Annotated in this window: 19 protein-coding genes and 2 tRNA genes; 15 read left to right on the top strand and 6 right to left on the bottom strand. The window is 72.2% G+C overall.

The features are described 5' to 3' along the window. Positions 1–16: 16 nt before the first annotated feature. Both AB0B76_RS04755 and AB0B76_RS04760 read right to left on the bottom strand, forming a co-directional pair. A complete protein-coding gene (locus AB0B76_RS04755) occupies positions 17–502 on the bottom strand; it encodes a hypothetical protein (RefSeq protein ID WP_360369361.1) in 486 nt (161 codons plus the stop codon). Positions 503–617: 115 nt separating this feature from the next. Further along, positions 618–1,628, bottom strand: coding sequence for an endonuclease/exonuclease/phosphatase family protein (locus AB0B76_RS04760; protein ID WP_360369364.1), 1,011 nt, complete (start codon positions 1,626–1,628; stop codon positions 618–620). Positions 1,629–1,789: 161 nt separating this feature from the next. On the opposite strand from AB0B76_RS04760, the gene AB0B76_RS04765 reads away from it, so the two are divergent. From AB0B76_RS04765 to AB0B76_RS04790, 6 genes are all read left to right on the top strand, one after another. Next, positions 1,790–2,566 carry a prolipoprotein diacylglyceryl transferase family protein gene (locus AB0B76_RS04765; RefSeq protein WP_360369367.1) on the top strand — a complete coding sequence of 259 codons (777 nt, stop codon included), beginning with the start codon at positions 1,790–1,792 and terminating at the stop codon, positions 2,564–2,566. Further along, positions 2,563–2,922: a hypothetical protein gene (locus tag AB0B76_RS04770; RefSeq protein WP_360369370.1), complete on the top strand. Its 360-nt coding sequence runs from the start codon at positions 2,563–2,565 to the stop codon at positions 2,920–2,922. Before AB0B76_RS04765 ends, AB0B76_RS04770 begins: the two co-directional genes overlap by 4 nt. Beyond that, complete coding sequence (locus AB0B76_RS04775) at positions 2,919–4,478, top strand: radical SAM protein (RefSeq protein WP_360369373.1); 1,560 nt, start codon at positions 2,919–2,921, stop codon at positions 4,476–4,478. Before AB0B76_RS04770 ends, AB0B76_RS04775 begins: the two co-directional genes overlap by 4 nt. Continuing rightward, positions 4,475–4,732 carry a hypothetical protein gene (locus AB0B76_RS04780; protein ID WP_360369376.1) on the top strand — a complete coding sequence of 86 codons (258 nt, stop codon included), beginning with the start codon at positions 4,475–4,477 and terminating at the stop codon, positions 4,730–4,732. The genes AB0B76_RS04775 and AB0B76_RS04780 overlap by 4 nt, the downstream gene beginning before the upstream one ends. A gap of 184 nt (positions 4,733–4,916) precedes the next feature. After that, positions 4,917–5,648 (top strand): hypothetical protein, encoded by a 732-nt coding sequence (locus AB0B76_RS04785; RefSeq protein ID WP_360369379.1) that lies wholly within the window; start codon positions 4,917–4,919, stop codon positions 5,646–5,648. A 2-nt stretch (positions 5,649–5,650) separates the two neighbouring features. Beyond that, complete coding sequence (locus tag AB0B76_RS04790; RefSeq protein WP_360369382.1) at positions 5,651–8,332, top strand: glycogen debranching N-terminal domain-containing protein; 2,682 nt, start codon at positions 5,651–5,653, stop codon at positions 8,330–8,332. A gap of 14 nt (positions 8,333–8,346) precedes the next feature. Here AB0B76_RS04790 and AB0B76_RS04795 read toward each other — a convergent pair whose 3' ends face one another. Beyond that, a complete protein-coding gene (locus tag AB0B76_RS04795) occupies positions 8,347–9,684 on the bottom strand; it encodes a gluconolaconase (protein ID WP_360369384.1) in 1,338 nt (445 codons plus the stop codon). A 33-nt stretch (positions 9,685–9,717) separates the two neighbouring features. Here AB0B76_RS04795 and AB0B76_RS04800 point away from each other — a divergent pair, with 33 nt between their 5' ends. Next, entirely contained in the window at positions 9,718–10,545 is an 828-nt protein-coding gene (locus tag AB0B76_RS04800; RefSeq protein ID WP_360369387.1) for a 3-methyladenine DNA glycosylase, read from the top strand. A gap of 83 nt (positions 10,546–10,628) precedes the next feature. Beyond that, positions 10,629–11,084 (top strand): hypothetical protein, encoded by a 456-nt coding sequence (locus tag AB0B76_RS04805; protein WP_360369390.1) that lies wholly within the window; start codon positions 10,629–10,631, stop codon positions 11,082–11,084. Between the two features lie 241 nt (positions 11,085–11,325). Here AB0B76_RS04805 and AB0B76_RS04810 read toward each other — a convergent pair whose 3' ends face one another. After that, on the bottom strand, positions 11,326–12,477 hold the full coding sequence (locus AB0B76_RS04810; protein ID WP_360369393.1) for an FAD-dependent oxidoreductase: 1,152 nt from the start codon (positions 12,475–12,477) through the stop codon (positions 11,326–11,328). Positions 12,478–12,916: 439 nt separating this feature from the next. On the opposite strand from AB0B76_RS04810, the gene AB0B76_RS04815 reads away from it, so the two are divergent. Further along, on the top strand, positions 12,917–13,801 hold the full coding sequence (locus AB0B76_RS04815; protein ID WP_360369396.1) for a LysR substrate-binding domain-containing protein: 885 nt from the start codon (positions 12,917–12,919) through the stop codon (positions 13,799–13,801). A gap of 70 nt (positions 13,802–13,871) precedes the next feature. Here the strand turns inward: AB0B76_RS04815 and AB0B76_RS04820 are convergent, their stop codons facing one another. After that, complete coding sequence (locus AB0B76_RS04820) at positions 13,872–14,693, bottom strand: alpha/beta hydrolase (protein WP_360369399.1); 822 nt, start codon at positions 14,691–14,693, stop codon at positions 13,872–13,874. A gap of 331 nt (positions 14,694–15,024) precedes the next feature. Here AB0B76_RS04820 and AB0B76_RS04825 point away from each other — a divergent pair, with 331 nt between their 5' ends. Next, positions 15,025–15,783: a lytic polysaccharide monooxygenase gene (locus AB0B76_RS04825; protein WP_360369403.1), complete on the top strand. Its 759-nt coding sequence runs from the start codon at positions 15,025–15,027 to the stop codon at positions 15,781–15,783. Positions 15,784–15,852: 69 nt separating this feature from the next. Next, entirely contained in the window at positions 15,853–16,410 is a 558-nt protein-coding gene (locus AB0B76_RS04830) for a DUF305 domain-containing protein (protein WP_360369406.1), read from the top strand. Positions 16,411–16,443: 33 nt separating this feature from the next. Here AB0B76_RS04830 and AB0B76_RS04835 read toward each other — a convergent pair whose 3' ends face one another. Continuing rightward, positions 16,444–17,139, bottom strand: a complete 696-nt coding sequence (locus AB0B76_RS04835; protein ID WP_360369409.1) for a hypothetical protein — start codon at positions 17,137–17,139, stop codon at positions 16,444–16,446. A 465-nt stretch (positions 17,140–17,604) separates the two neighbouring features. Here AB0B76_RS04835 and AB0B76_RS04840 point away from each other — a divergent pair, with 465 nt between their 5' ends. From AB0B76_RS04840 to AB0B76_RS04855, 4 genes are all read left to right on the top strand, one after another. After that, on the top strand, positions 17,605–18,843 hold the full coding sequence (locus tag AB0B76_RS04840) for an FAD-binding protein (protein WP_360369412.1): 1,239 nt from the start codon (positions 17,605–17,607) through the stop codon (positions 18,841–18,843). A gap of 10 nt (positions 18,844–18,853) precedes the next feature. After that, entirely contained in the window at positions 18,854–19,642 is a 789-nt protein-coding gene (locus AB0B76_RS04845; protein WP_360369415.1) for a fumarylacetoacetate hydrolase family protein, read from the top strand. 74 nt (positions 19,643–19,716) lie between these two features. Then, positions 19,717–19,788, top strand: a tRNA-Gln gene (locus AB0B76_RS04850). 72 nt (positions 19,789–19,860) lie between these two features. After that, a tRNA-Glu gene (locus AB0B76_RS04855) sits at positions 19,861–19,936 on the top strand. Positions 19,937–19,991 lie beyond the last annotated feature (55 nt).

The raw sequence follows: 19,991 nt of genomic DNA on the forward strand, positions 1-19,991 counted from the left end.
GGACCCGAGCAAAAAGCTAAGGGCATTTGTTCTGTTTGTACGCGCTGAGCGCGGCCGGGTCCGGTTCGAAACGCCACAGCCCGTTCTGGTACTTCACCGTGCTCTGCCCCGTCGTCTGGGCGGTCCCGGCGGTGGCGGTGTGCGTCCACTTGATCGTCGCCGTCGCGTCGTCGACCGGCGTCACGCCCGTGACCTGGTACTCACCCTGCTGCCCGGTGCAGGTCGCGACGAGGTCGATGTAGGCGTCCTTGGCGATCGCCGCCTTGGCGCTGTCGGTCCAGAGGTCCCAGGCACCGGCCCAGTCGCCGTCCGACAGGTTGTCGAGCACCTGCTCGGCCGTCACCTGCGCCGACTGCGCGTCCTGCGGCTGCGCGGTCACCTCCACCGTCGGCCGGTCCGACGCCGAGTCCGCCTTGTCGGCCTTGTCCGAGCAGGCGGCCGCCGCGCTCAGGACCAGCGGCACGGCGATGGCGAGCGCGAGACCGCGAAACGTTCGTGTCACCCATCTGCTCCAACGTGTTCAACGTCCGGGCGGGGGCCCGATTCGTACGTGAAGGTACTCCCGGCCAACGAACCGCGTATAGCCGGAGGTACGCCTTCGGTACGTTCGGCCGGTTTCAGGCCTTCGGCAGGACCAGTTCGGCATAGACCGCTTTGTGGTCGGAGTCGGGAATGCGGTGAACCGATACCTTCCGGACGCCCACCCGGCGGTCCGCCACCACGTGGTCGAGCACCACGCCGGGGATGAACCAGCGCTCGTCGTACGGCCACGAGGCGTCGAACCCCGCCCCCGCGACGTCCGCGGCGTCGCGGTAGCCCGAGTCGAGCACCGCGCGGAAGCGCTCGTGGTCCAGCGTCGCGTTGAAGTCGCCGATGAGCAGGTTCACCGGGCCCTGCGGCGTCGCGGCCGGCTCCTGCACGATGTCGTGCTCCCAGCACTCCGCGCCGTGCGCGGTCGCGGGCGCGCACGGATGCACGGACTCGACCCGCACGTCCTTCGCACCGGGGACCGCCACGCCGGCCTGGGCCTGGCCGAAGTCGCTCTGGAAGTGGCGGTAGCCGAGGTCCGTCACCGGGAAGCGGCTGTACACCGCGGAGCCGGTCACGCCCGGGCGCGGGTACGACACCGCGTTGGGCAGCATCGTGTCCAGCCCCGCGGCGTTGAGCGCGGCCTTGGCCTCCGGGGTGTACTCCTGCAGCGCCACCAGGTCCACGTGGAGGTCGCGCACCAGCCCGACGATGGTGCCCGCGTCCGCGCCGCCCATGAGCATGTTGACGCTGAGCACGCGCAGCCCCGGCCCGTCCTGCGGCGTCGGGTCGCTGTCGGCGATCCAGCGCGGCAGTACGCAGGCCGCGAGCGCGATTGTCGCGACGGCGGTGAGGACGGCGGGCCAGAGCCGCTTCGTGAGCAGGGCGACGACGAGCGGGACCAGGGAGGCGGCCGCGACGTAGGGCGTGAAGGCGATGAGCTGGACCGTGGGGAATCCGGTGTCGAGGCCGAACACGCGCAGGGCCGCCCACAGGACGAAGGGCACCGCCATGAGCCACACCACGGCGCTCCACCACCGGCTACGTCGTCTGACCGGCTTCTCGGGCAGCAACGGCAGGGTGTCCTCCGTGGTGACCATCCGGCCAGCGTAGGACAGGCCCGCAACGTACGGCCGAATCGTCACAGGACCTTCACGTGCGGAGTGCGCTCCCGCGCGTTGTCCCTTTCGTGGCCGTTCGGCCGCGCGGAACAGCCGTATGACGCCGCTGGATGCCATTAGGCTCGGCATCCGTGCACCCGGTGATCACCAGAATCGGCCCGGTGGCGATCCTGTCCCACGACGTGTTCGTGGCGCTCGGCGTCGGGGTCGCCGCCCTCGTGCTGCTCTGGGAGATCCGCCGGCGCCGGGCCGAGGACGAGCGCCTCTGGTACGTCCTCGCCGGCGCTCTCGTCGGCGGGGCGCTCCTCGCGCGGCTGGGCACCTGGGCGCAGCACCTCGACCCGCGCGAGAACGCGTCGCTGCTGGCGCAGTGGGCGTACGGCAACCGCAGCATCCTCTCCGGGCTCGTCGGCGCCTATCTGGGCGCCCTGCTCGGCAAGCGGATCGGCGGGTACCCCCACAAGACCGGCAACCTGTTCGCCCCCGCCGTCGCCGCGGGCATGGCGGTCGGCCGGATCGGCTGCCTGCTGGCCGAGCCCCCGGGCACCCCCACGAGCCTGCCGTGGGGCATCCGCCTCGACGAGGCGCACGCCGCGGCCATGCACGTGCCCGCGAACGTGGCGCTGCACCCCTCGTTCGTGTACGAGATCCTCTTCCACCTCGCCGCGTTCGCCGCCCTTCTCGCGCTGCGCGAGCGGGTCACCGCGCCCGGGCGGCTGTTCACGTACTACCTCGCCGCGTACGCCGTGTTCCGCTTCGGCGTCGAGTTCGTGCGCGGCAACGAGGTCGTGTGGGCGGGCCTGACCCGTTCCCAGCTGTTCCTGCTCGCGCTGCTGCCGCTGACCGTGGCGCGCATCGCGTGGGCCCACACGCGCGGACGCGCCGTGGAGACCGAATCATTGGAGGCCGCATCATGAGCTGGACCGTGCCCCCGCCGCCCGGACCGGATCGGCCCATCCGCGCCCCCAAGGTCTTCATCGGCATCGGCCTGGTGTTCGCCGCGCAGCTCGTCGTCATCCTGGTCGGCGTCGGCGCCGTCGCGATCGGCAACGCCAGCGCGGACTCCGAGAACGCCCTGCTGGGCGTGTGGCTCGAGGTCCTGCTCCAGGTCGTGCTGTTCGCCGTCTGCCTCACGTTCGGCATCATCTGGATCGTGCGCAAGGACCGCGGCGTCGGCCTCGGCCTGCTCATCGGCTGGGCCGCCAGCGTGCTGCTCTGCCCCGTCGCCGGCATCGGCGTCTGCCTCGCCATCGTCAACCAAGGATCGTCATGACCTCCGGAATGCAGCTGCGGGGCGACCGCATCCACCGCTACGTCAACGCGTTCTGCCCCACGTGCGCGGCCGAGGACCCGGACCGTCCACTGGAGAACGTCCAGCGCCTGTCGGGCTGGCTCGCGGAGCGCGACGGGCGCATCTGGCTCGAGCGCGGGTGCCCGAGCCACGGCCTGGTCCGCACGCTCTACGACGAGGAGCCGGAGATTCTGCGGTACCTCGAACGCTGGACCGCCCCTACCAAGACGCACGTGCCCGACCTGGCCGGCAACTTCGCCCCGGTCCCGTCGGCCTACCTGGCCGGGTTGCCGGAGATGCAGACCCAGCACACGTGCATCCTGCTCGCCGACCTCACCGACAGCTGCAACCTGCGCTGCCCGACCTGCTTCACCGACTCCTCGCCGGCCATCGAGGGCGTCGTACCCCTTGCCGACATCCTGGCCGGCGTCGACACCAAGCTGTCGCGCGAGAACGGCCGCATCGACGTGCTCATGCTCTCCGGCGGCGAGCCGACCCTCTATCCGCACCTCGAGCAGCTGCTCGAGGAGGTCAGCGCCCGCAACGTGGTCCGGATCCTGATCAACTCCAACGGCGTCCGCATCGCGCGCGACGATACGCTGCTGGACCTCCTCACGCGGCACCGCGAGCGCGTCGAGGTGTACCTGCAGTACGACGGCGTGTCCGAGCGCGCCGCCCGCCACCACCGCGGCGCCGACCTGCGCCGCCTCAAGGACCAGGCCGTCGACCGCCTCTCCGCGCGCGGCATCTTCACCACGCTGACCATGACCTGCGCCCTGGGCGTGAACGACGACGAGATCGGCGCGGTCGTGAAGCGGGCGCTGGACACCCCGTACATCGGCGGCGTCTCGCTCCAGCCGCAGTTCGGCTCCGGCCGTTCGGGCCCGATCGACCCGATGGACCGGCTCACCCACACGGGCGTCCTCGCGCGCCTCGGCCCGCAGACCGGCGACCTCGTCACCTGGCGCGACCTCACAGCCCTGCCCTGCTCGCACCCGCACTGCTGCTCGGTCGGGTACATGCTGCGCGACGACGCGGGCCGCTGGCAGTCCATGACCGCGCTCATCGGCCACGACCGGCTGCTCGAGTTCCTCGACCTGGCCCCCGACCTGGTCGCGAACCGCATCGCCGACGTCCAGCTGCCGGCCGCGCTGCGCGGCGCCGTCAAGGAGTCGCTGCTGGGCCTGCTCTCGGAGCAGTCGTCGCTGTCCCACCCCGACGTGGGCAGCCTGTGGCGCGACATCTGCGAGAACTGCGACCTGGGCATCTCGACCCTGACGACCCTCGTCTCCGCCTCGCTGCCGGGCGGCCGGGCGCGGCTGCGCAAGATGCTGGGGGAGCGGGTCAAGCGCATCACCGTGAAGCCCTTCATGGACATGCACACGATGATCGAGGAGCGCCTCCTGCAGTGCTGCGTGCACGTCGCAACCCGCCGCACGGACGCGGACGGCCCGCACGACCAGTGCGCCCCGTTCTGCGCCGTGCAGGCCTGGCCTGCGCTGTCCGCCCAGCGCCTGCCCCGCGCGGCCGCCCGGTGACGAGCCCGCCCTACGATCCGCTGCGGCTCTGCGTGTACGCCACGATCGCCGCCCTGGCCTGGCTGCTGGGCCCGGTCGCGGTGGTGGGCTTCGCGCTGCTCGGGTTCGCCGGCTACGCCCGCGCGCGCCGCCAGGGCCTGACCCGGTCCAAGTGCGTCCTGCGTGACACGCGCCTCGTGCTCGCGTACCTGGGCGTGCTGGCCCTGGCCGGCGCGACCGCGATCGGCTGGCAGGTGTACCACTTCTTCGCCTGACCCTGTCGCCCTCTTGTGCTTTTTGCACTTTGCGCCGGGCCGGTCCCACGGTGCTCCCGGTCAGCGCTCCCTTCGCCCGGCTTTGCGTCGTGCGGCCGTCCTCCGGGCTTGCCTTTTGCCCGCTTTCGCGCCGATCGGCCGGTCCTGCTGGCTCCCGCGCGGGCGCAGGTCTACGTTGACTGCCGTGAGTGATCTGCCGCCCGCGCTGAATCGCGGCTCCAGCGGTACGCCCGAGCCGGCCCGGCCCGCCCAGCTGCCCGGCTGGCTGCGCCGCACGGAGGCGGAGCAGCGCTGGCCCGCCGCGCTGGTCATCGCCATCGCCATCGTGATCCACCTGGTGCTGCCGGCCGACCTGGCCCCAAGACCGCGCTGGCTGCTGCCCGGCCTGGAGGGCGCCATGCTGCTCTCGATCGTGGTGGTCAACCCGCTGCGCATCAACCGCGAGACGCGCATCCTGCGCCCCCTGGCCCTGGGCCTGGTCGCCCTGCTGACGCTGGTCACCGCCTGGTCGGTATGGCTGCTGGTCCAGGCGCTGTTCGCCAAGCACCAGAACGAGATCCCGCCCGCACACCTGCTGCTGTGGGGCGCCGCCATCTGGTTCACCAACGTCATCGTGTTCGCCCTGTGGTTCTGGGAGACCGACCGCGGCGGCCCGGCCGCCCGCGCGGACGCGGACACCCCGCACCCCGACTTCCTGTTCACCCAGATGCAGGTCCCGGAGCTGGCCCGCCACGACTGGGAACCGGGCTTCTTCGACTACTTCTACCTGGCCTTCACCAACGCGACCGCCTTCAGCCCGACCGACACCCTGCCCATGTCCACCTGGGCGAAAATGCTCATGGCCGCCGAGTCGGTGATATCCCTGGTAACGGTGCTGCTGGTGGTAGCCCGAGCCGTGAACGTCATAGGCGGCTGAGGATGCCCCAGCCGTACCTCCACGACCTCATCACGTGCGTAGCCGCCCCCGCCACATGGCTCTCCAGCCCTTCGGGAGCCATGACGTCCGGCGCCGAGGGCCTCTACGTCGAGGACCGCCGCATCCTGTCGAGCTGGCAGCTGACGGTGGACGGCACCGCCCCGGTGACCCTGACCACCCGCCAGACCGGCGCCTCGTCAGCCCATTTCTCGGCGGTACCGCCGGCGCCGGCCCTCTCCGTGCAACGCCACCGCCTGGCCGAACCAACCGGCGGAACGGAGACCATCACACTCTCGAACGCGTCGCCCAGGCCACTGGAGGTCGAGGTAGCACTCCGCGCCGCGACCGACTTCGCCGCGCTGGGCACCGTACGCGCAGGCCACCCCGCACCTCTTACGCCACCCACGCCGACGCCCGCCGAGTCCGGCGTTGGATCGCTGTCACCCGTCGAGTCCGGTGCTGGGCTGTCACCCGTCGAGTCCGGCGTTGGATGGCCGTCACCCGCCGGGTCCGGTGCTGGATCGCCGGCGCCCGCTACGTCCGCACCCGCCCGGTCCTCCTTCGCATCCGCGCCATCCACCGGCGCCGGTCCGCTCCAACCGGATCAGGCTCAGGCCGATCCATCGGGCCATCTCGACTGGCGAGCACCGGACGACATCTCGGTCCGCATCCAGACGACCCCACCCGCCACCGTGACCCCGGGCGCGGGCGCGGAGGCGACCCTGGTCTGGCGCGCGCTGGTGCCCCCGCGCGGCACCTGGTCCGCCGAGGTCCGCATCACCCGCACCGACCTCCCACCGACCGCCCGACCCAAGCGCTTCAGCACCCTGCGCGTCGCCGCGGACGACCGGCGCCTCGATGCCCTGGTCCGCGCCGGTGTCCAGGACCTGGACGCCCTCCGCCGCACCGATGGCGCGGACGCGTACTACACCGCAGGCAGCCCCTGGTACCTGACCCTGTTCGGCCGCGACGCCCTGTGGTCCGCCCGCCTGGCCCTCCCGCTCGGCCACGAGGTCGCCGCGGGCACCCTGCGCGCCCTCGCGGCCCGCCAGGGCACCCACTACAACCCGGAAACGGAGGAGGAGCCGGGCCGGATCCTGCACGAGGTACGCCGCGAGGACAGCGCCCCCAGCTTCCCCCCGGTCTACTACGGCACGGTCGACGCGACACCACTGTTCGTGAGCACCCTCGCGGACGCATACCGCTGGGGCATGCCCGCCGCGGCTGTCCGCCCCTTGCTACCGAACGTCCGCCGCGCCCTGGCCTGGCTCACCCGGCACGACGGCTTCGTCACCCACGCGACCGCCGGCCCCGGCCTGTCCAACCAGGGCTGGAAGGACTCGTCCGAGGCCATCCAACACGCGGACGGCCGCATCGCGGGAGGCCCGATCGCCCTGAGCGAGGTCCAGGCGTACGCCTACCGAGCCGCCCTGGACGGCGCCTGGCTCCTCGACCAGCTCGCCGACACCGCACCCGCGCCCGTGCCCGCCGCGCTCGCGCTCGCCGAACCCGCGCCCGCGCCCGCGCCCGCCGCGCCTGCGCCCGCCGAACCCGCGCCCGCGCCCGCGCCTGCCACGCCTGCGCCCGCCGCGCCCGTGCCCGCCGCGCCGGCCGCGCCCGCGCCCGCCGAACCCGCGCCTGCCACGCCCGCGCCTGCCACGCCCGTGCCCGCGGCTGCCGCGCCCGCGCCTGCCGCACCAGAGCGCGCGGCCGCGAATCGGGCCGTCCGGGGCGCATTTGACGGCGCCGGATCAGGCGCGGATGCGGCCGCCCGTGATGCGTCCGCGGGCCAGCAAGGGGCAGGCCCGAGCGGCGCGGGCGCGCAACGCGCGGACGCGTCGGGTGCAGGCGACGTGCACTCAGGTCTGCTGGATCTCAACGCATGGCTCGCCGAGGCGGCGCCTCGCGGTCCGGAAGTGCTCGCCGCGAATCCGCCGGGGGCCGGCTCCGAGGGAGCGGCCGAGGCCAGCCGCTGGCGGGCGTGGGCGAGCGAGCTCGCCGAGCGCTTCCGCGCGGAGTTCTGGTCCCCCGAGGGGTACCCGGCAATCGCCCTCGACGGCGACGGCGCCCGCGTCGACCTGGTCGCGTCCAACATGGGGCATCTGCTCGGAACCGGGCTCCTCACACCGGAGGAGAGCACCGCCGTGGCCGGGCGCCTCGCCGAGCTCCGATCGCCGTTCGGGATCCGGACGGTGTCGCCGGCGTCGGCCGGGTACGACTTCCTGTCCTATCATCTCGGCTCCGTCTGGCCCCACGACAACGCGATCGCGCTGCTGGGCCTCGTGCGTGGCGGTCACCGCGCGGAGGCGTCCGCGGTGATCGCGGCGCTGCTCGACGCGGCGGAGCGGTTCGACTACCGGCTGCCGGAGCTGTACGGCGGGGACGATCTCCCCACCCCGTACCCGTCCGCGTGCCGCCCCCAGGCGTGGGCCGCAGCCGCCGCACCGGCGATCCTGACCGCCCTGCTCGGCCTGGACGTCGACGTGCCCGGCGGGCGCATCACATTCGCGCCGCTCGCCCCGTCCCCGGTCGGCGCGTACCGCATCCGAGGCCTGAAGATCGCCGACGGCGAACTGGACGTGAGCGTCACGGCCGCGGGTGAACTCACGGTCCACAATGGACCACTCGGCGTGACGTTCCACAACGCCGATGGCGGTCCCGCCCGAATCGCCCGTCCGGCGTAGCGGCGCTCGGCGGGTCAGTTGGCGCGCGGAGGCGTCAGGCGCAGGATGGTACCGCTGCCGTCGTCACTGATCAGGACCGTTCCGTCGGTGTCGATCGCGGCGTCCACGGGGCGGCCCCACCACGTGCCGTCGGCGCCCACGAAACCGGCCGCCAGGTCCACCGGGTCGCCCGGGCCGCTCGCTGTCCAGGGGATGTAGACCACCTTGTACCCGGCCGGCTTCGTGCGGTTCCAGGAGCCGTGCAGCGGCACGATCGCCGCACCGTTGTAGAACGTCAGGCCCAAGGGCGCGCTGTGCGGGGGCAGGCCGAGGTCGATCGGGTCCGCCTTGGCGCAGTCGGCCTTCGAGCCGTCGCGGTTGAGCTCGTAGTCGCGCAGGAAGCCCATGTTGTGCAGGCCGTTGTCGCTGTTCGGGTTGCAGAAGGGCCAGCCGTAGAAGCCGCCGTCGCGGACCTTGATGAACTCCTCCGGCGGGTAGTCGTCGACGAACTCGGGCATGCGCTTGCCCTTGTCGGACTTGCCGTCGCCGTCGACGTCGCGGTCGTCGGGGACCAGGGTGTTGTCGCGGTTGTTGACGACGATCCACAGCTCGTCGGTACCGGGGCGGAAGGCGAGGCCCTCGGCGTTGCGGATGCCGCGGGCGAGCAGGTGCCGCGACGCGTTCGTGCCGCCCGCGGCGTACGTGTAGATCGTGGCGCGCTGCGGGTCGCTCACCGTGTCGGAGACGCAGGCGTTGCAGGTGGAGGCGACGGAGACGTACAGCGTCTCGCCGTGCACGGCGATGTTCTTGAGCACGTGCGCATACGTGCCGCGCAGCTCCGGCGTGCTGGTGTCGGGCAGCCCGTCCACGACCACCTGGCCGTCGTGCGCCTTCGTGTCGCCGTTGCTGTACGGGTACCGCATGACGCGGTTCGATTCGGCGACAAACAGGAACATCTGCCCGTTGACCGGCGCGAAGACCATGTCGTGGGGCTGGCGCAGGCCGGTCGCGAACTCCGACACCGCGCCCGCGCGCACGAGCTGCACCTTTCCGGCGCCCGGCTGGGACACGAGCAGGTCGCCGCTCGGCGTCGGGGCCATGAACCGGGCCTTGTCCACCCGCGCGTAGACCGTCGCCGTCCAGCCGGCGGGCAGCTGAAGGTACCGATCCTGGTTGAACGGCGCGGACGCGAGCCCGGACGGCACAGTGACCTTGACGCGCGTCGGTGCCCCGAGCCCCGACGCCGCGGGGGAGCCGTTCGAACCCGAAGGACCCGGCCGCGCGGGCGCGGGCTCGGCTGAGTTGCCGGGTGCGTCCGAGCACGCGGCCAGGGCCAGTGAGCAGGCGAGCAGCAACGCGGCGAGCTTGCGCATGGCCCCGACGCTACCTCTCCGTAAGCTTGTACGGTGCAGCTGATCGTTCTGGACCGGCCGACCTGGGAGGCCCGCCGCGCCGCCCACGAGGCCCGGGTGGACGCGTGGATCGAGCCGCACCTTGCCCGCCGCCGGCTCGGGCGCAGGCACCCCGTCGAGGACTTCCTGTTCACGTACTACTCGTACCGGCCGGCACAGCTGCGCCGCTGGCACCCGGGCGCGGGCGTCGAGCTGGCGGGCTTGGGCGCGGAGGCGGCGACGGTGCCGGCCCGCCGCGCGGAGGCGATCGCCTGGATCCGCGACCTGCTCGTCGCGACGGCCGCGCGGACGCCGCACCTCGGGTGCTTCGGGCTGCACGAGTGGGCGATGGTGTACCGCCAGACGCAGGACGAGCTGCGGCACAACGCGTGGCCGTTGCGCCTCGGCTCGGAGGGCACCGACGCGGTCGTCGATGCGAGCCGGATCCGGTGCAGCCACTTCGACGCATTCCGCTTCTACACCGCGCCCGCGCGTCCGCTGAACCTGCTGCAGCCGACCCGCGAGTCCCAGATCGCCAACGAGCAGCCGGGCTGCCTGCACGCCAACATGGATCTGTACAAGCACGCGTACAAGCTGGCGCCCCTCGTGCCCGCCGAGCTGATCGCCGACTGCTTCGAACTCGCGCGCGACGTGCGCACCCTCGACATGCGCGCCTCGCCCTACGACCTGGCCGACCTCGGCTACGAGGCGGTGGGCATCGAGACGCCCGAGGGCCGCGCCCGCTATGTCGAGGCGCAGCGCTCCTTCGCCGAGCGGGCCGTGCCTCTGCGCGGGCGCCTGATCGCCGAGTGCGAGAGGCTCCTGGAGGCCGTCGCCGACTGACCGGCGGGAGGAGCCCGGGCGCGACGGGCTGGTGTATAAGTCGGGTTCATGTTCTGGCGGGAACGAGGATCCGGGGAGTGGCGATGAGCGAGGTACGGCGGCGTTTAGGGTCCCTGCTGGGCATGTGGGACACCGTCGCCACCGTGAACGGCCAGGTCACCATGCGCGGCTGGGCGAGCTTCGCGTGGGCGGACGACGGGGAGTTCCTCGTCCAGCGCGCGGACGCGGACCCGCCGGGCGACGACCTGCCGCGGGAATGGATCGAGAACGCGCCCTTTCCGACCACGTCGGTGATCGGCTATGACGACGGCAGCAAGATCTTCACGATGCTCTACTCCGACGCGCGCGGCGTGCTGCGGGTCTACGGCATGGACGTCGACGGCGGCACGTGGCGCATCTGGCGCGCGGCCGAGGGCTTCAACCAGCGCTTCACGGGCACCATTGCCCCGGACGGCAAGCGCATCGACGCGCACTGGGAGATGTCCAAGGACGGCCTGAAGTGGTCCAAGGACTTCGACCTGACGTACACCCGCGGCTGAGCGGCGGTTCCAGCCTCTCCCAGCCTCGCCAAAGCAGGACCTTCCCATCTTCGCTTCGACGGCGCGCCCGCGCGGGACCGTCCCCGGTTCGGACGGTGGCCCGCGCGCGGCGCGTTCCGAGCCCCTGCGTCCGCGCGGAGGCGCGCCGAGTCGAGGCGGCCGACCTAACGCAGCGCAACGGTGACCGCGTCGCGCGGCCGACTGCCGTGCGCACGAGCCGTGCGATCGTCAAGCGTCATCTTCACAGCGCGAGGCGTACGACCTCCTCGGCGCAGCCCCACGACAACGTGACACCCGCGCCGCCGTGGCCGTAGCAGTGCACGACGCGCGTGCCGCCCGGCAGCGGCTCCGGGTCCACCTCAAGCCGCGGCCCGCCCTCCCGCGCGGGTCGCAGCCCCGCCGCCTCCCGCAGCGGCCGCGCGCCGGCCAGCTCGGGCACGAGCTCCGCACACCGCCGCAGGATCGCCGCGGTCGTGGCCGGGTCGGGCGCCTCGTTCCAGTCGCCGGGCTGGAACGTCCCGCCGAGCACGATGTCACGCGAGCGCGGATGGATGTACGTCATCCCGCCCGGATGCTCCTCATCACGCACCGAAGTCTCGAGCCCCGGGTTGGCGACGACCACGATCTGCCCCCGGGCGGGAAAAACCGCTGCGTCGTCGGCGAGCCCGCGGGCGGCGAGCCCGGTCGCGTTGACCACCGTGCCGGCCTGCCCGCCCAGGTCAGCGAGCCGCGCCACGCGCCCGCGCGTCAGCGTGCCGCCGAGGGCCCGGACGCGTTCGGCAAGCCACGGAAGGTACGCCTCCATCTCCGCCGACGGCACCGTGAACCGCCACTCTCCGGTGACCCCCTCCGGCCTCGTGGACGACCGCTCGCCGCCGGGCGCCGGCTGCTCCGTCGAGTTCCGCGCGCCTGTCGATGGCCCTTCGTCTCTCGGCGGCGCCTCGTCTCCCGCCGGCCGCTCGTCGGTGTATCGCCGCGCATCCGTGCCCGGCCACTCGTCCCCCTCGGCCAGATCGGCCGGGCCTTCGTCGGTAAGGCGCCGCGCATCCGGGCCAGGCCGCTCGCCCGGGTGCACCGTGAAGTCCGGCACCGCCCCGGCCCACCAGGGCGTTCCGGTGGGCCGGCGGATCACCATCCGGGTCGGCCGCGGTGCGACACCAGGGATGGCCTCCACCGCCTGCGCCATCAGGATGTCGTACGTCCTGTGCGCCCACCCGAGCACCCGCGGATCGGCCTCGGTGTGCGTCGGATACCAAACGGCCGCGGCAAGCCGGGACACTGTCTGCCCGGGCTCGTCGGCCGTAACGACCCGCACCCGCGCGCCGGCTTCGAGCAGCCGTACCGCGCAGGTCAGCCCGATCACTCCTGCACCCAACACGATCACGTCATCCATGGATTCAGGCAACCAGCGCCCGGTCCGCTTGTCCAAGTCCGGTGCGCTACCGCGCGATAAGCCACGCTTATCGCCGGGCCGGGCCCCGCCTCCGCGCGCTGCTTCGACGGCGAGTTCGCCGACACCGTGTGCGAGGCTGCGGCCGTCATCTGTGCCCCGCTTCGCGTCCACTTCGAGGCACCGCACGCGAGGCCACATCTGTGCCCTGCTTCCGCGCGCGCTCCGAGGCACCGTGCGCGAGGCCGGCCGTCTTCCGCGTCCCGCCTCCGCGCGCACGCCGCATTGGTACGCACCTGGTGGCGCGCTTCCCGTTCCGATCCCCGCCCGCGTCCAGGTCCTGCCACCGATCGCCGACCCTTGTCTGAGGTCCGCGTCAACCGTCGCCCGCCCCCGGCCCCACAACGCGACCACGTTGCGCGGCCGCGCCTATGCTCGGCCGATGGAACCGCTGGATCTGCGGCGACTGCGGTACTTCGCGGTGCTGGCCGAGGAGCTGCACTTCACGCGCGCGGCCGCGCGACTGCGCATCGCCCAGCCGGCGTTGAGTCAGCAGGTCCGCACGCTGGAGCGAGAAGTCGGCGCGCGGCTCGTCGAGCGCGGCGCGGGCGCGTGCTCCCTCACCCCGGCGGGCGAGGTCGTGGCCGTCGAGGCCGCGCTGCTGCTCGCCCAGGCGAGTGCCGCGCGGGAGCGTATCGAGGCGGTCGCGCGGGGGCAGGGCGGGCGGATTCGGCTGGCCTACACACGATCCGCCCGCGGCGGGCGCGTGGACGCGCTCGTCGAGCGCTTCCGGGCCCAGAACCCGCTCGTCGAGGTGCTGCCCGAGACCGGCTGGCACGCCCCGAACGTCGCGGGACTGCTCGCCGGGCGGTACGACGCGGCGTTCGTCCGGCCGCCGCTCGACGAGCCCGGCATCCGCTGGCGGCTCGTCGACACCGAGGAGCTGCTCCTCGTCCTGCCGGTCGGGCACCGTCTGGCCCCCCAGCGCCGTGTCGCGCGGGAGGCGATCGCGGGCGAGCCGGCGGTCATGTGGCCGCGCGAGAACGGACCCGGCATGTTCGACCGCATCGTCGCGCAGGTGTGGCCGTCCGGGATCAACCTGGTCCGCTACGAGCCCGACGACGAGCAGCTCCTGCGCGCGGTCGCGGCGGGCGGCGTGGTCGCCGCGGTGCCGGAGGGCCGCGCGAAGGCCCTGCGGCTGCGCGGGGTGGTGCTGCGTCGCCTCACCCCGCCGGCGGCCACAGTCGACATCGGCCTCGCCTGGAACGACCGCACCGCGACACCCCTGGTGCGACGCCTCCTCGCGGCGCTGGACGACCTCGGCTGATCCACCGGATGTGTTGGCGGCCCAAGGAGCCGGGTCGAACTCGCCGATACACGTGCTGGCAGCGCCGTGGTCAGTCCTGGATGAAGGCGAGGAGGTCGGCGTTGAACGCGGCCTCGTAGGCGCCGCTGATGCCGTGGGGCGCGCCCGGGTACACCTTCAGGCTCGCGTTCTTGAGCAGCCGCACGGTCTGGACGGCGGCGGCCTGGATCGGCACGATCTGGTCGTCGTCGCCGTGCGCGACGAACACGGGGATGTCGATGCGCTGGAGGTCCTCGGTGAAGTCGGTCTCGGAGAATTCGCGCACGCAGTCGTACGCGGCCTTGAGCCCCACCTGCATGCTCAGCCGCCAGAACTGCTCACGCAGACCCTCCGACACGTTGCTGCCCGGCCGGTTGGCGCCGTAGAACGGGAGGCTCAGGTCGCGGTAGTACTGCGCGCGGTCGGCGGCCAGGCCGGCGCGGATCTCGTCGAACACGCTGCGCGGACTGCCCTCCGGGTTGGCGTCGGTCTTGAGCATCAGCGGCGGGATGGCGCCCACCAGCACCGCCTTCGACACGCGCGACGTGCCGTGGCGGCCGAGGTACCGCGTGACCTCGCCGCCGCCGGTGGAGTGTCCGACCATCACCGCGTCGGTGAGGCCGAGCTCGTCCATCAGCTCCGCCAGGTCGTCGGCGTAGGTGTTCATGTCGTTGCCCTGCCACGTCTGCGTGGACCGTCCGTGGCCGCGGCGGTCGTGCGCGACCGCGCGGAAGCCCCGCGACGCGAGCAGCATCAGCTGGTCGTCCCAGGCGTCGGCGCTGAGCGGCCAGCCGTGGCTGAACACGACGGGGCGGCCGGAGCCCCAGTCCTTGTAGAAGATGTGGGCGCCGTCGGACGTGGTGATAAAGGGCATGGCGTCTCCTAGCGGGCCGGGTCGGGCGGACTCGTGGTGAACGTGACCACGATCCTGGGAACCAACCTCGCCCTCCCGGATGGCCTTGCGCGCGTCGCACTCACCGCACACCACATGAGGGCCCGAAATCGGGAGACGGCGCGCGCGGACGCGTGGCGCGAGCTGACCCGGTCGACTCGGGAACGTCGCCGGGAGAAGCCCTTAAAGGCTGGTCAACCCTACCTCAAGTGAGAGCGCTCCATCGACCAATATTCATAAAGGTTATTTACTGTTAACAATCCTTCCCTTACATTGGGCGGCATCACCCCCCACCGCTGGAAGGAGCGATTGGATGCGCAAAGCGATCGCTGCGGTACTCCTGACGTTGGCCGCCGTGGCCGCCGCACTCCTGGTGACGGTGTCCCCGGCGTCCGCGCACGGGTACATCTCCTCGCCGCCCAGCCGCCAGGCGATGTGCGCCCAAGGCCGCGTGGCCAACTGCGGCGAGATCGTCTACGAACCGCAGAGCGTCGAAGGCCCCAAGGGCCTGACGAGCTGCAGTGGCGGCAACAGCCGGTTCGCCGAGCTCGACGACCCGAACAAGGGCTGGCCGGCCACGTCGGTCGGCAACACCGTCACGTTCTCGTGGGTGTTCACCGCCCGCCACGCCACGACGAACTTCGAGTACTTCGTGGGCGGCACCCGCATCGCCAACATCGACGGCGGCGGTCGGCAGCCCGACGCCACCGTCTCCCACACGGTGAGTCTCGGCGGCCGCACCGGCCGGATCCTGGTGCTGGCCCGCTGGAACATCGCCGACACCGGCAACGCCTTCTACTCGTGCGTCGACCTGCAGGTCGGCACCGGCGGCGGGAACCCGACGCCGACGCCCACGCAGCCGACGCCGTCGCCGACGCGTCCGAGCCCGTCCCCGTCCGTCTCCCCGACCACGCAGCCGCCGACCGGTACCACCACGTGGGCCGCCGGCACCGCGTACAAGGTCGGCGACCGGGTCACCTACAACGGCGTGACCTACCAGTGCCGCCAGGCGCACACCGCGATCCCCGGCTGGGAGCCGCCCAACGTCCCGGCTCTGTGGCAGCGCGTCTGATCATCCGGTACCGCTGAAAGAAGGGTGGCGTTCCGAGCGTCGGGACGCCACCCGTGGGCAAGGAGACCCATGAAACGCATCGCGCTCCTACTCGCGGCGTTCCTGCTCGCGGGCTGCGCCGCCGCCCCGGCCCAGCCCGCCCCCGCAGGCACCGAGCAACGCGTCTTCAACGACACGGACGTCATGTTCAGCCAGATGATGGCGGCCCACCACAGCCAGGCCCTGGAGATGGTGCGCCTCGCCGCCACGAAGGCCGCGCGCGCGGACGTGCGCACCCTCGCGGCCGCAATCGACGCCACCGAGACCGACGAGCTCAAGACGATGCAGGTCTGGCTCGACGCGTGGGGCCGGCCGCCCGCCGCCGACGCGTCCGCGCACGCGGGCCACGGCGGCGCGCACGGCGCCAACCCCGAGGACATCAAAGCGCTGCAGGCCGCGACCGGCGCCGACTTCGAGACCAAGTTCCTGAACCTGCTCATCGCCCACCAGCACAACGCGATCGAGATCGCGCGGATGGAGACGGGCACGGGCATCAACCCGGGGGCGCTGGACCTGGCCAAGCGGATCGACGAGTCACGCACCGCCGAGATTCAGCAGATGCTTCGGTACCTCAACCAGCTCGCCTGAGCCCAATTCGGCAGCCCCCGGACGCTCAGGCGGTCACTCGCATCCGATGCCGTCGTGATCGGTGTCCAGGCCGTACGGGTCGCTGCCGATCACCTGGACCGGCCCCTGCACGTAGGACGGGCCGTTGCCCGAGCCCCCGGCGCAGTCCACGTCGACCGGGTCGTTCGGGACGCACGGCGAGTAGTTGGGGTTGCAGTTCTGCGTGGGCGGCTTGGTCGTGGGCTTCGTCGCCGGCCTGGTGGTCGCCGGCTTCGTGGCCGGCGGCTTGGTGGTCGGCTTCGCGCCCGGGGCACCGGCGGCGGTCGTCGGTGCCGTCGTCGGCGCGGCCGCGGCGGTGGTCGGTGCCGGGGCGGTCGTGGTCTGTGTGTCGAACGCCGTCGTGGCGGGAGAAGAGGCGGGAGCGTCGCTGATGGGTGCCCCGAGCGCCCCGTTGCGCGCGACGTCCTCGGTCTTGGCCGGCTTGTCCTGGTTGCCCGCGGCGGCGACCACGATGCCGCAGAAGACGAGGACGCCGAGCACGGCGGCGGCGATGACCAGGTACCAGCCGTGCTTCCGCGCGCCGGTCGGCGGCGGCGGCGCAGTCCACGGCCCGCCGGCGGGAGCGGCATACACGGGCGGCATGGGCGCGGGCGCGGCGTGCGGCATCGCCGAGCGGCCGGGCCCGGAGACCGGGACACTGTGCTGTTCGGGCCGCCAGGACCCAGTGCCGTGCGGTGGCTGAGAGGTCACGAAGCGAAGTCTGCGCGGGCGTCCGTGCCCGGGGGAACGGCCGAATGGCCCTCTCGGGCTTCGTTCGGTGGCGAACAACTCTCGTTCGGTGACCAACGATCGGCGAATGGGCGGGCGGGGCGACCCGTCCGCGCGGAGGCGCCCGGAGATCGGCGTGCGCGGATCGGCTGTCCGACGCCGCGTTCCGGGCCCGCTCGACCGTGTCGTGGCTGTACAACGGAGCCCGGCAGAACAATCGCCGCGTCCGGGCGCGAGCGTCGGGAACCCTCGGGACGGCGAGGCGGAGCTCATGTGCGGACCATGTCCGGCGGGCGTCGACGTGCCGAGACTCCCCGACGGACCGGGCGGCGTGTCCGAACTCTCCTTACGGAGCGGGTGTCCGCGAGGGCGCGCGGAGGCGGGGACGGCTCCGGGTGGCTACCGTGGCGGGCAGTACGGGGCTTCGTGGGGCTGGGAGGCGGCAAAATGAGCGAGCGGCTGCGGAACTGGGCCGGGAACATCGAGTTCGGCGCGGCGCGGGTGCATCGGCCCGGCAGCGTCGAGCAGGTGCAGGAGATCGTCGCCGCGGCCGAGCGGGTTCGGGTGCTCGGGACCGGGCACTCGTTCAACGCGATCGCCGACACCGACTCCGACCTGCTTAGCGTGGCCGGGCTGCCCGCGGACATCCAGGTCGACGCCGGCGCGGGAACGGTCAGTGTCGCGGGCGGAGTGCGCTACGGGGAGCTGGCGCGGCACCTGGACGCCGCGGGGTACGCGCTGCACAACCTCGGCTCGCTGCCCCACATCTCGATCGCGGGCGCGGTCGCGACGGGCACGCACGGGTCCGGGGCGCGGCTGGGCAACCTCGCCACCGCGGTCGCCGGGGTCGATATCGTGGCCGGCGGCGGCGAGCTGGTGTCGCTGCGGCGCGGGGACGCGGACTTCGACGGCGCCGTCGTGGCGCTCGGGGCGCTCGGCGCCGTCGTGCGTATCACGCTCGACATCCAGCCTCGGTACCGCGTCAGCCAGTACGTCTACGAGCGGCTCCCGCGCGCACAGCTCGACGCGCACTGGGAGGAGATCGCGTCCGCGGGGTACAGCGTCAGTCTGTTCACCGGCTGGCACGGCGACACCGTCGACCAGGTCTGGCTCAAGCGGCGCGACGAGGACGCCCCCGCGCCCGCCGAGCTGTTCGGCGCCGTCCCGGCCGACGGCAAGCGGCACCCGATCGCGATCATGTCGCCCGAGAACTGCACCGAGCAGGGTGGCGCGCCCGGGCCGTGGCACGAGCGGCTGCCGCACTTCAAGCTCGAGTTCACCCCGAGCAGCGGCGAGGAGCTGCAGACCGAGTACTTCGTGGCGCGCGCGGACGCGATCGCGGCGTTCGCGGCGGTCGAGCGGGTCCGTGACCGGATCGTGCCGGCCCTGCAGATCTCCGAGATCCGCACGGTCGCGGCGGACGGAATGTGGCTCAGCCCGCACTATGAGCGCGACAGTGTGGCGCTGCACTTCACGTGGGTACCGAATAATGATCTTGTTCTTGGGGCGGTTGACGCGCTGGAGGAGGCCCTCGCGCCGTTCGCCCCGCGTCCGCACTGGGGCAAGGTTTTCCGGCACGCGCCGGCCTACGCGCGCGGGCGCGACTTCGCCGCCCTCGCCGCGCGCCTGGACCCGGCGGGGACCTTCCGCAATGCGTTCGTGGAGCGCCACTTGGTCGGGGAGTAGATTTCAGCCCGTGCGTATAGCTCGTTTCGCCCACAGCAGTGGCATGTCGTTCGGGGTCGTCGAGGGTGAGCCGTCGTCCGGCGCGTCCGGGCTGACCGTCGCCGAGATCGAGGGCCACCCGTTCGGTGAGCTCCGATTCACCGGCCAGCGCTGGGCCGTCGCCGACGTGCGGCTGCTCTCGCCCATCCTGCCCAGCAAGGTGGTGTGCGTCGGGCGGAACTACGCCGACCACGCGGCCGAGCTGGGCAACGACGTGCCGAAGGAGCCTCTGCTCTTCCTCAAGCCATCCACGTCCGTCATCGGCCCCAACGACGCGATCCGGCTGCCTCCGCAGTCGCAGCAGGTCGAGCACGAGGCCGAGCTCGCCGTCGTCATCGGCGTCACCGGCGCGCGCCGGGTCGACCGCGCGGGCGCGGCGGCGGCCATCTTCGGGTACACCTGCGCCAACGACGTGACCGCGCGCGACCTGCAGCGCAAGGACGTCCAGTTCACCCGCGCGAAGGGCTTCGACTCGTTCTGCCCGATCGGCCCGTGGATCGTCACCGGCGTGGACGTCAGCGACGTCGAGGTGCGCTGTGAGGTCAACGAGGAGGTCCGCCAGCTCGGCCGGACCAAGGACATGGTGTTCGACGTGCCGACGCTCGTGTCATATGTGTCACATGTGATGACGCTGCTTCCGGGCGACGTGATCCTCACCGGCACCCCGGCCGGCGTCTCCCCGATGGTCAACGGCGACGAGGTCGTGGTCTCGATCGAGGGGGTCGGCGCGCTCAGCAACAAGGTTCTGACCTTGGAATAGGCGTGTTCCCGACAACCGATTTGGCGTGGAAGGGGACCTCCGGTAAAGTTCTCTTTCGGCGCGGTAAGCGCCGATGGGGTATGGGGTAATTGGCAGCCCAACTGATTCTGGTTCAGTTAGTCTAGGTTCGAGTCCTGGTACCCCAGCGCCGCGGCAAAATCGCGGTGCTGTAGCGTGTCACCGCACGGCAGCACGGAAGAGCAAGTTGAAAGTACTGGGGCCCCGTCGTCTAGCGGCCCAGGACGCCGCCCTCTCAAGGCGGTAGCGCCGGTTCGAATCCGGTCGGGGCTACCAAGCACAGATCAGCCGCTTCGAGGAACCAGACCTCGAGGCGGCTGATCTGTTTCCG

Source organism: Dactylosporangium sp. NPDC049140, assembly GCF_040648435.1.

Excerpts from the sequence above, each read along its gene's own strand:
- AB0B76_RS04810 (WP_360369393.1), bottom strand. The coding sequence starts at position 12,477 with ATGGATGACGTGATCGTGTTGGGTGCAGGAGTGATCGGGCTGACCTGC.
- AB0B76_RS04760 (WP_360369364.1), bottom strand. The coding sequence starts at position 1,628 with ATGGTCACCACGGAGGACACCCTGCCGTTGCTGCCCGAGAAGCCGGTC.
- AB0B76_RS04825 (WP_360369403.1), top strand. The coding sequence starts at position 15,025 with ATGCGCAAAGCGATCGCTGCGGTACTCCTGACGTTGGCCGCCGTGGCC.
- AB0B76_RS04795 (WP_360369384.1), bottom strand. The coding sequence starts at position 9,684 with ATGCGCAAGCTCGCCGCGTTGCTGCTCGCCTGCTCACTGGCCCTGGCC.
- AB0B76_RS04805 (WP_360369390.1), top strand. The coding sequence starts at position 10,629 with ATGAGCGAGGTACGGCGGCGTTTAGGGTCCCTGCTGGGCATGTGGGAC.
- AB0B76_RS04775 (WP_360369373.1), top strand. The coding sequence starts at position 2,919 with ATGACCTCCGGAATGCAGCTGCGGGGCGACCGCATCCACCGCTACGTC.
- AB0B76_RS04820 (WP_360369399.1), bottom strand. The coding sequence starts at position 14,693 with ATGCCCTTTATCACCACGTCCGACGGCGCCCACATCTTCTACAAGGAC.
- AB0B76_RS04830 (WP_360369406.1), top strand. The coding sequence starts at position 15,853 with ATGAAACGCATCGCGCTCCTACTCGCGGCGTTCCTGCTCGCGGGCTGC.
- AB0B76_RS04815 (WP_360369396.1), top strand. The coding sequence starts at position 12,917 with ATGGAACCGCTGGATCTGCGGCGACTGCGGTACTTCGCGGTGCTGGCC.
- AB0B76_RS04770 (WP_360369370.1), top strand. The coding sequence starts at position 2,563 with ATGAGCTGGACCGTGCCCCCGCCGCCCGGACCGGATCGGCCCATCCGC.
- AB0B76_RS04840 (WP_360369412.1), top strand. The coding sequence starts at position 17,605 with ATGAGCGAGCGGCTGCGGAACTGGGCCGGGAACATCGAGTTCGGCGCG.
- AB0B76_RS04790 (WP_360369382.1), top strand. The coding sequence starts at position 5,651 with ATGCCCCAGCCGTACCTCCACGACCTCATCACGTGCGTAGCCGCCCCC.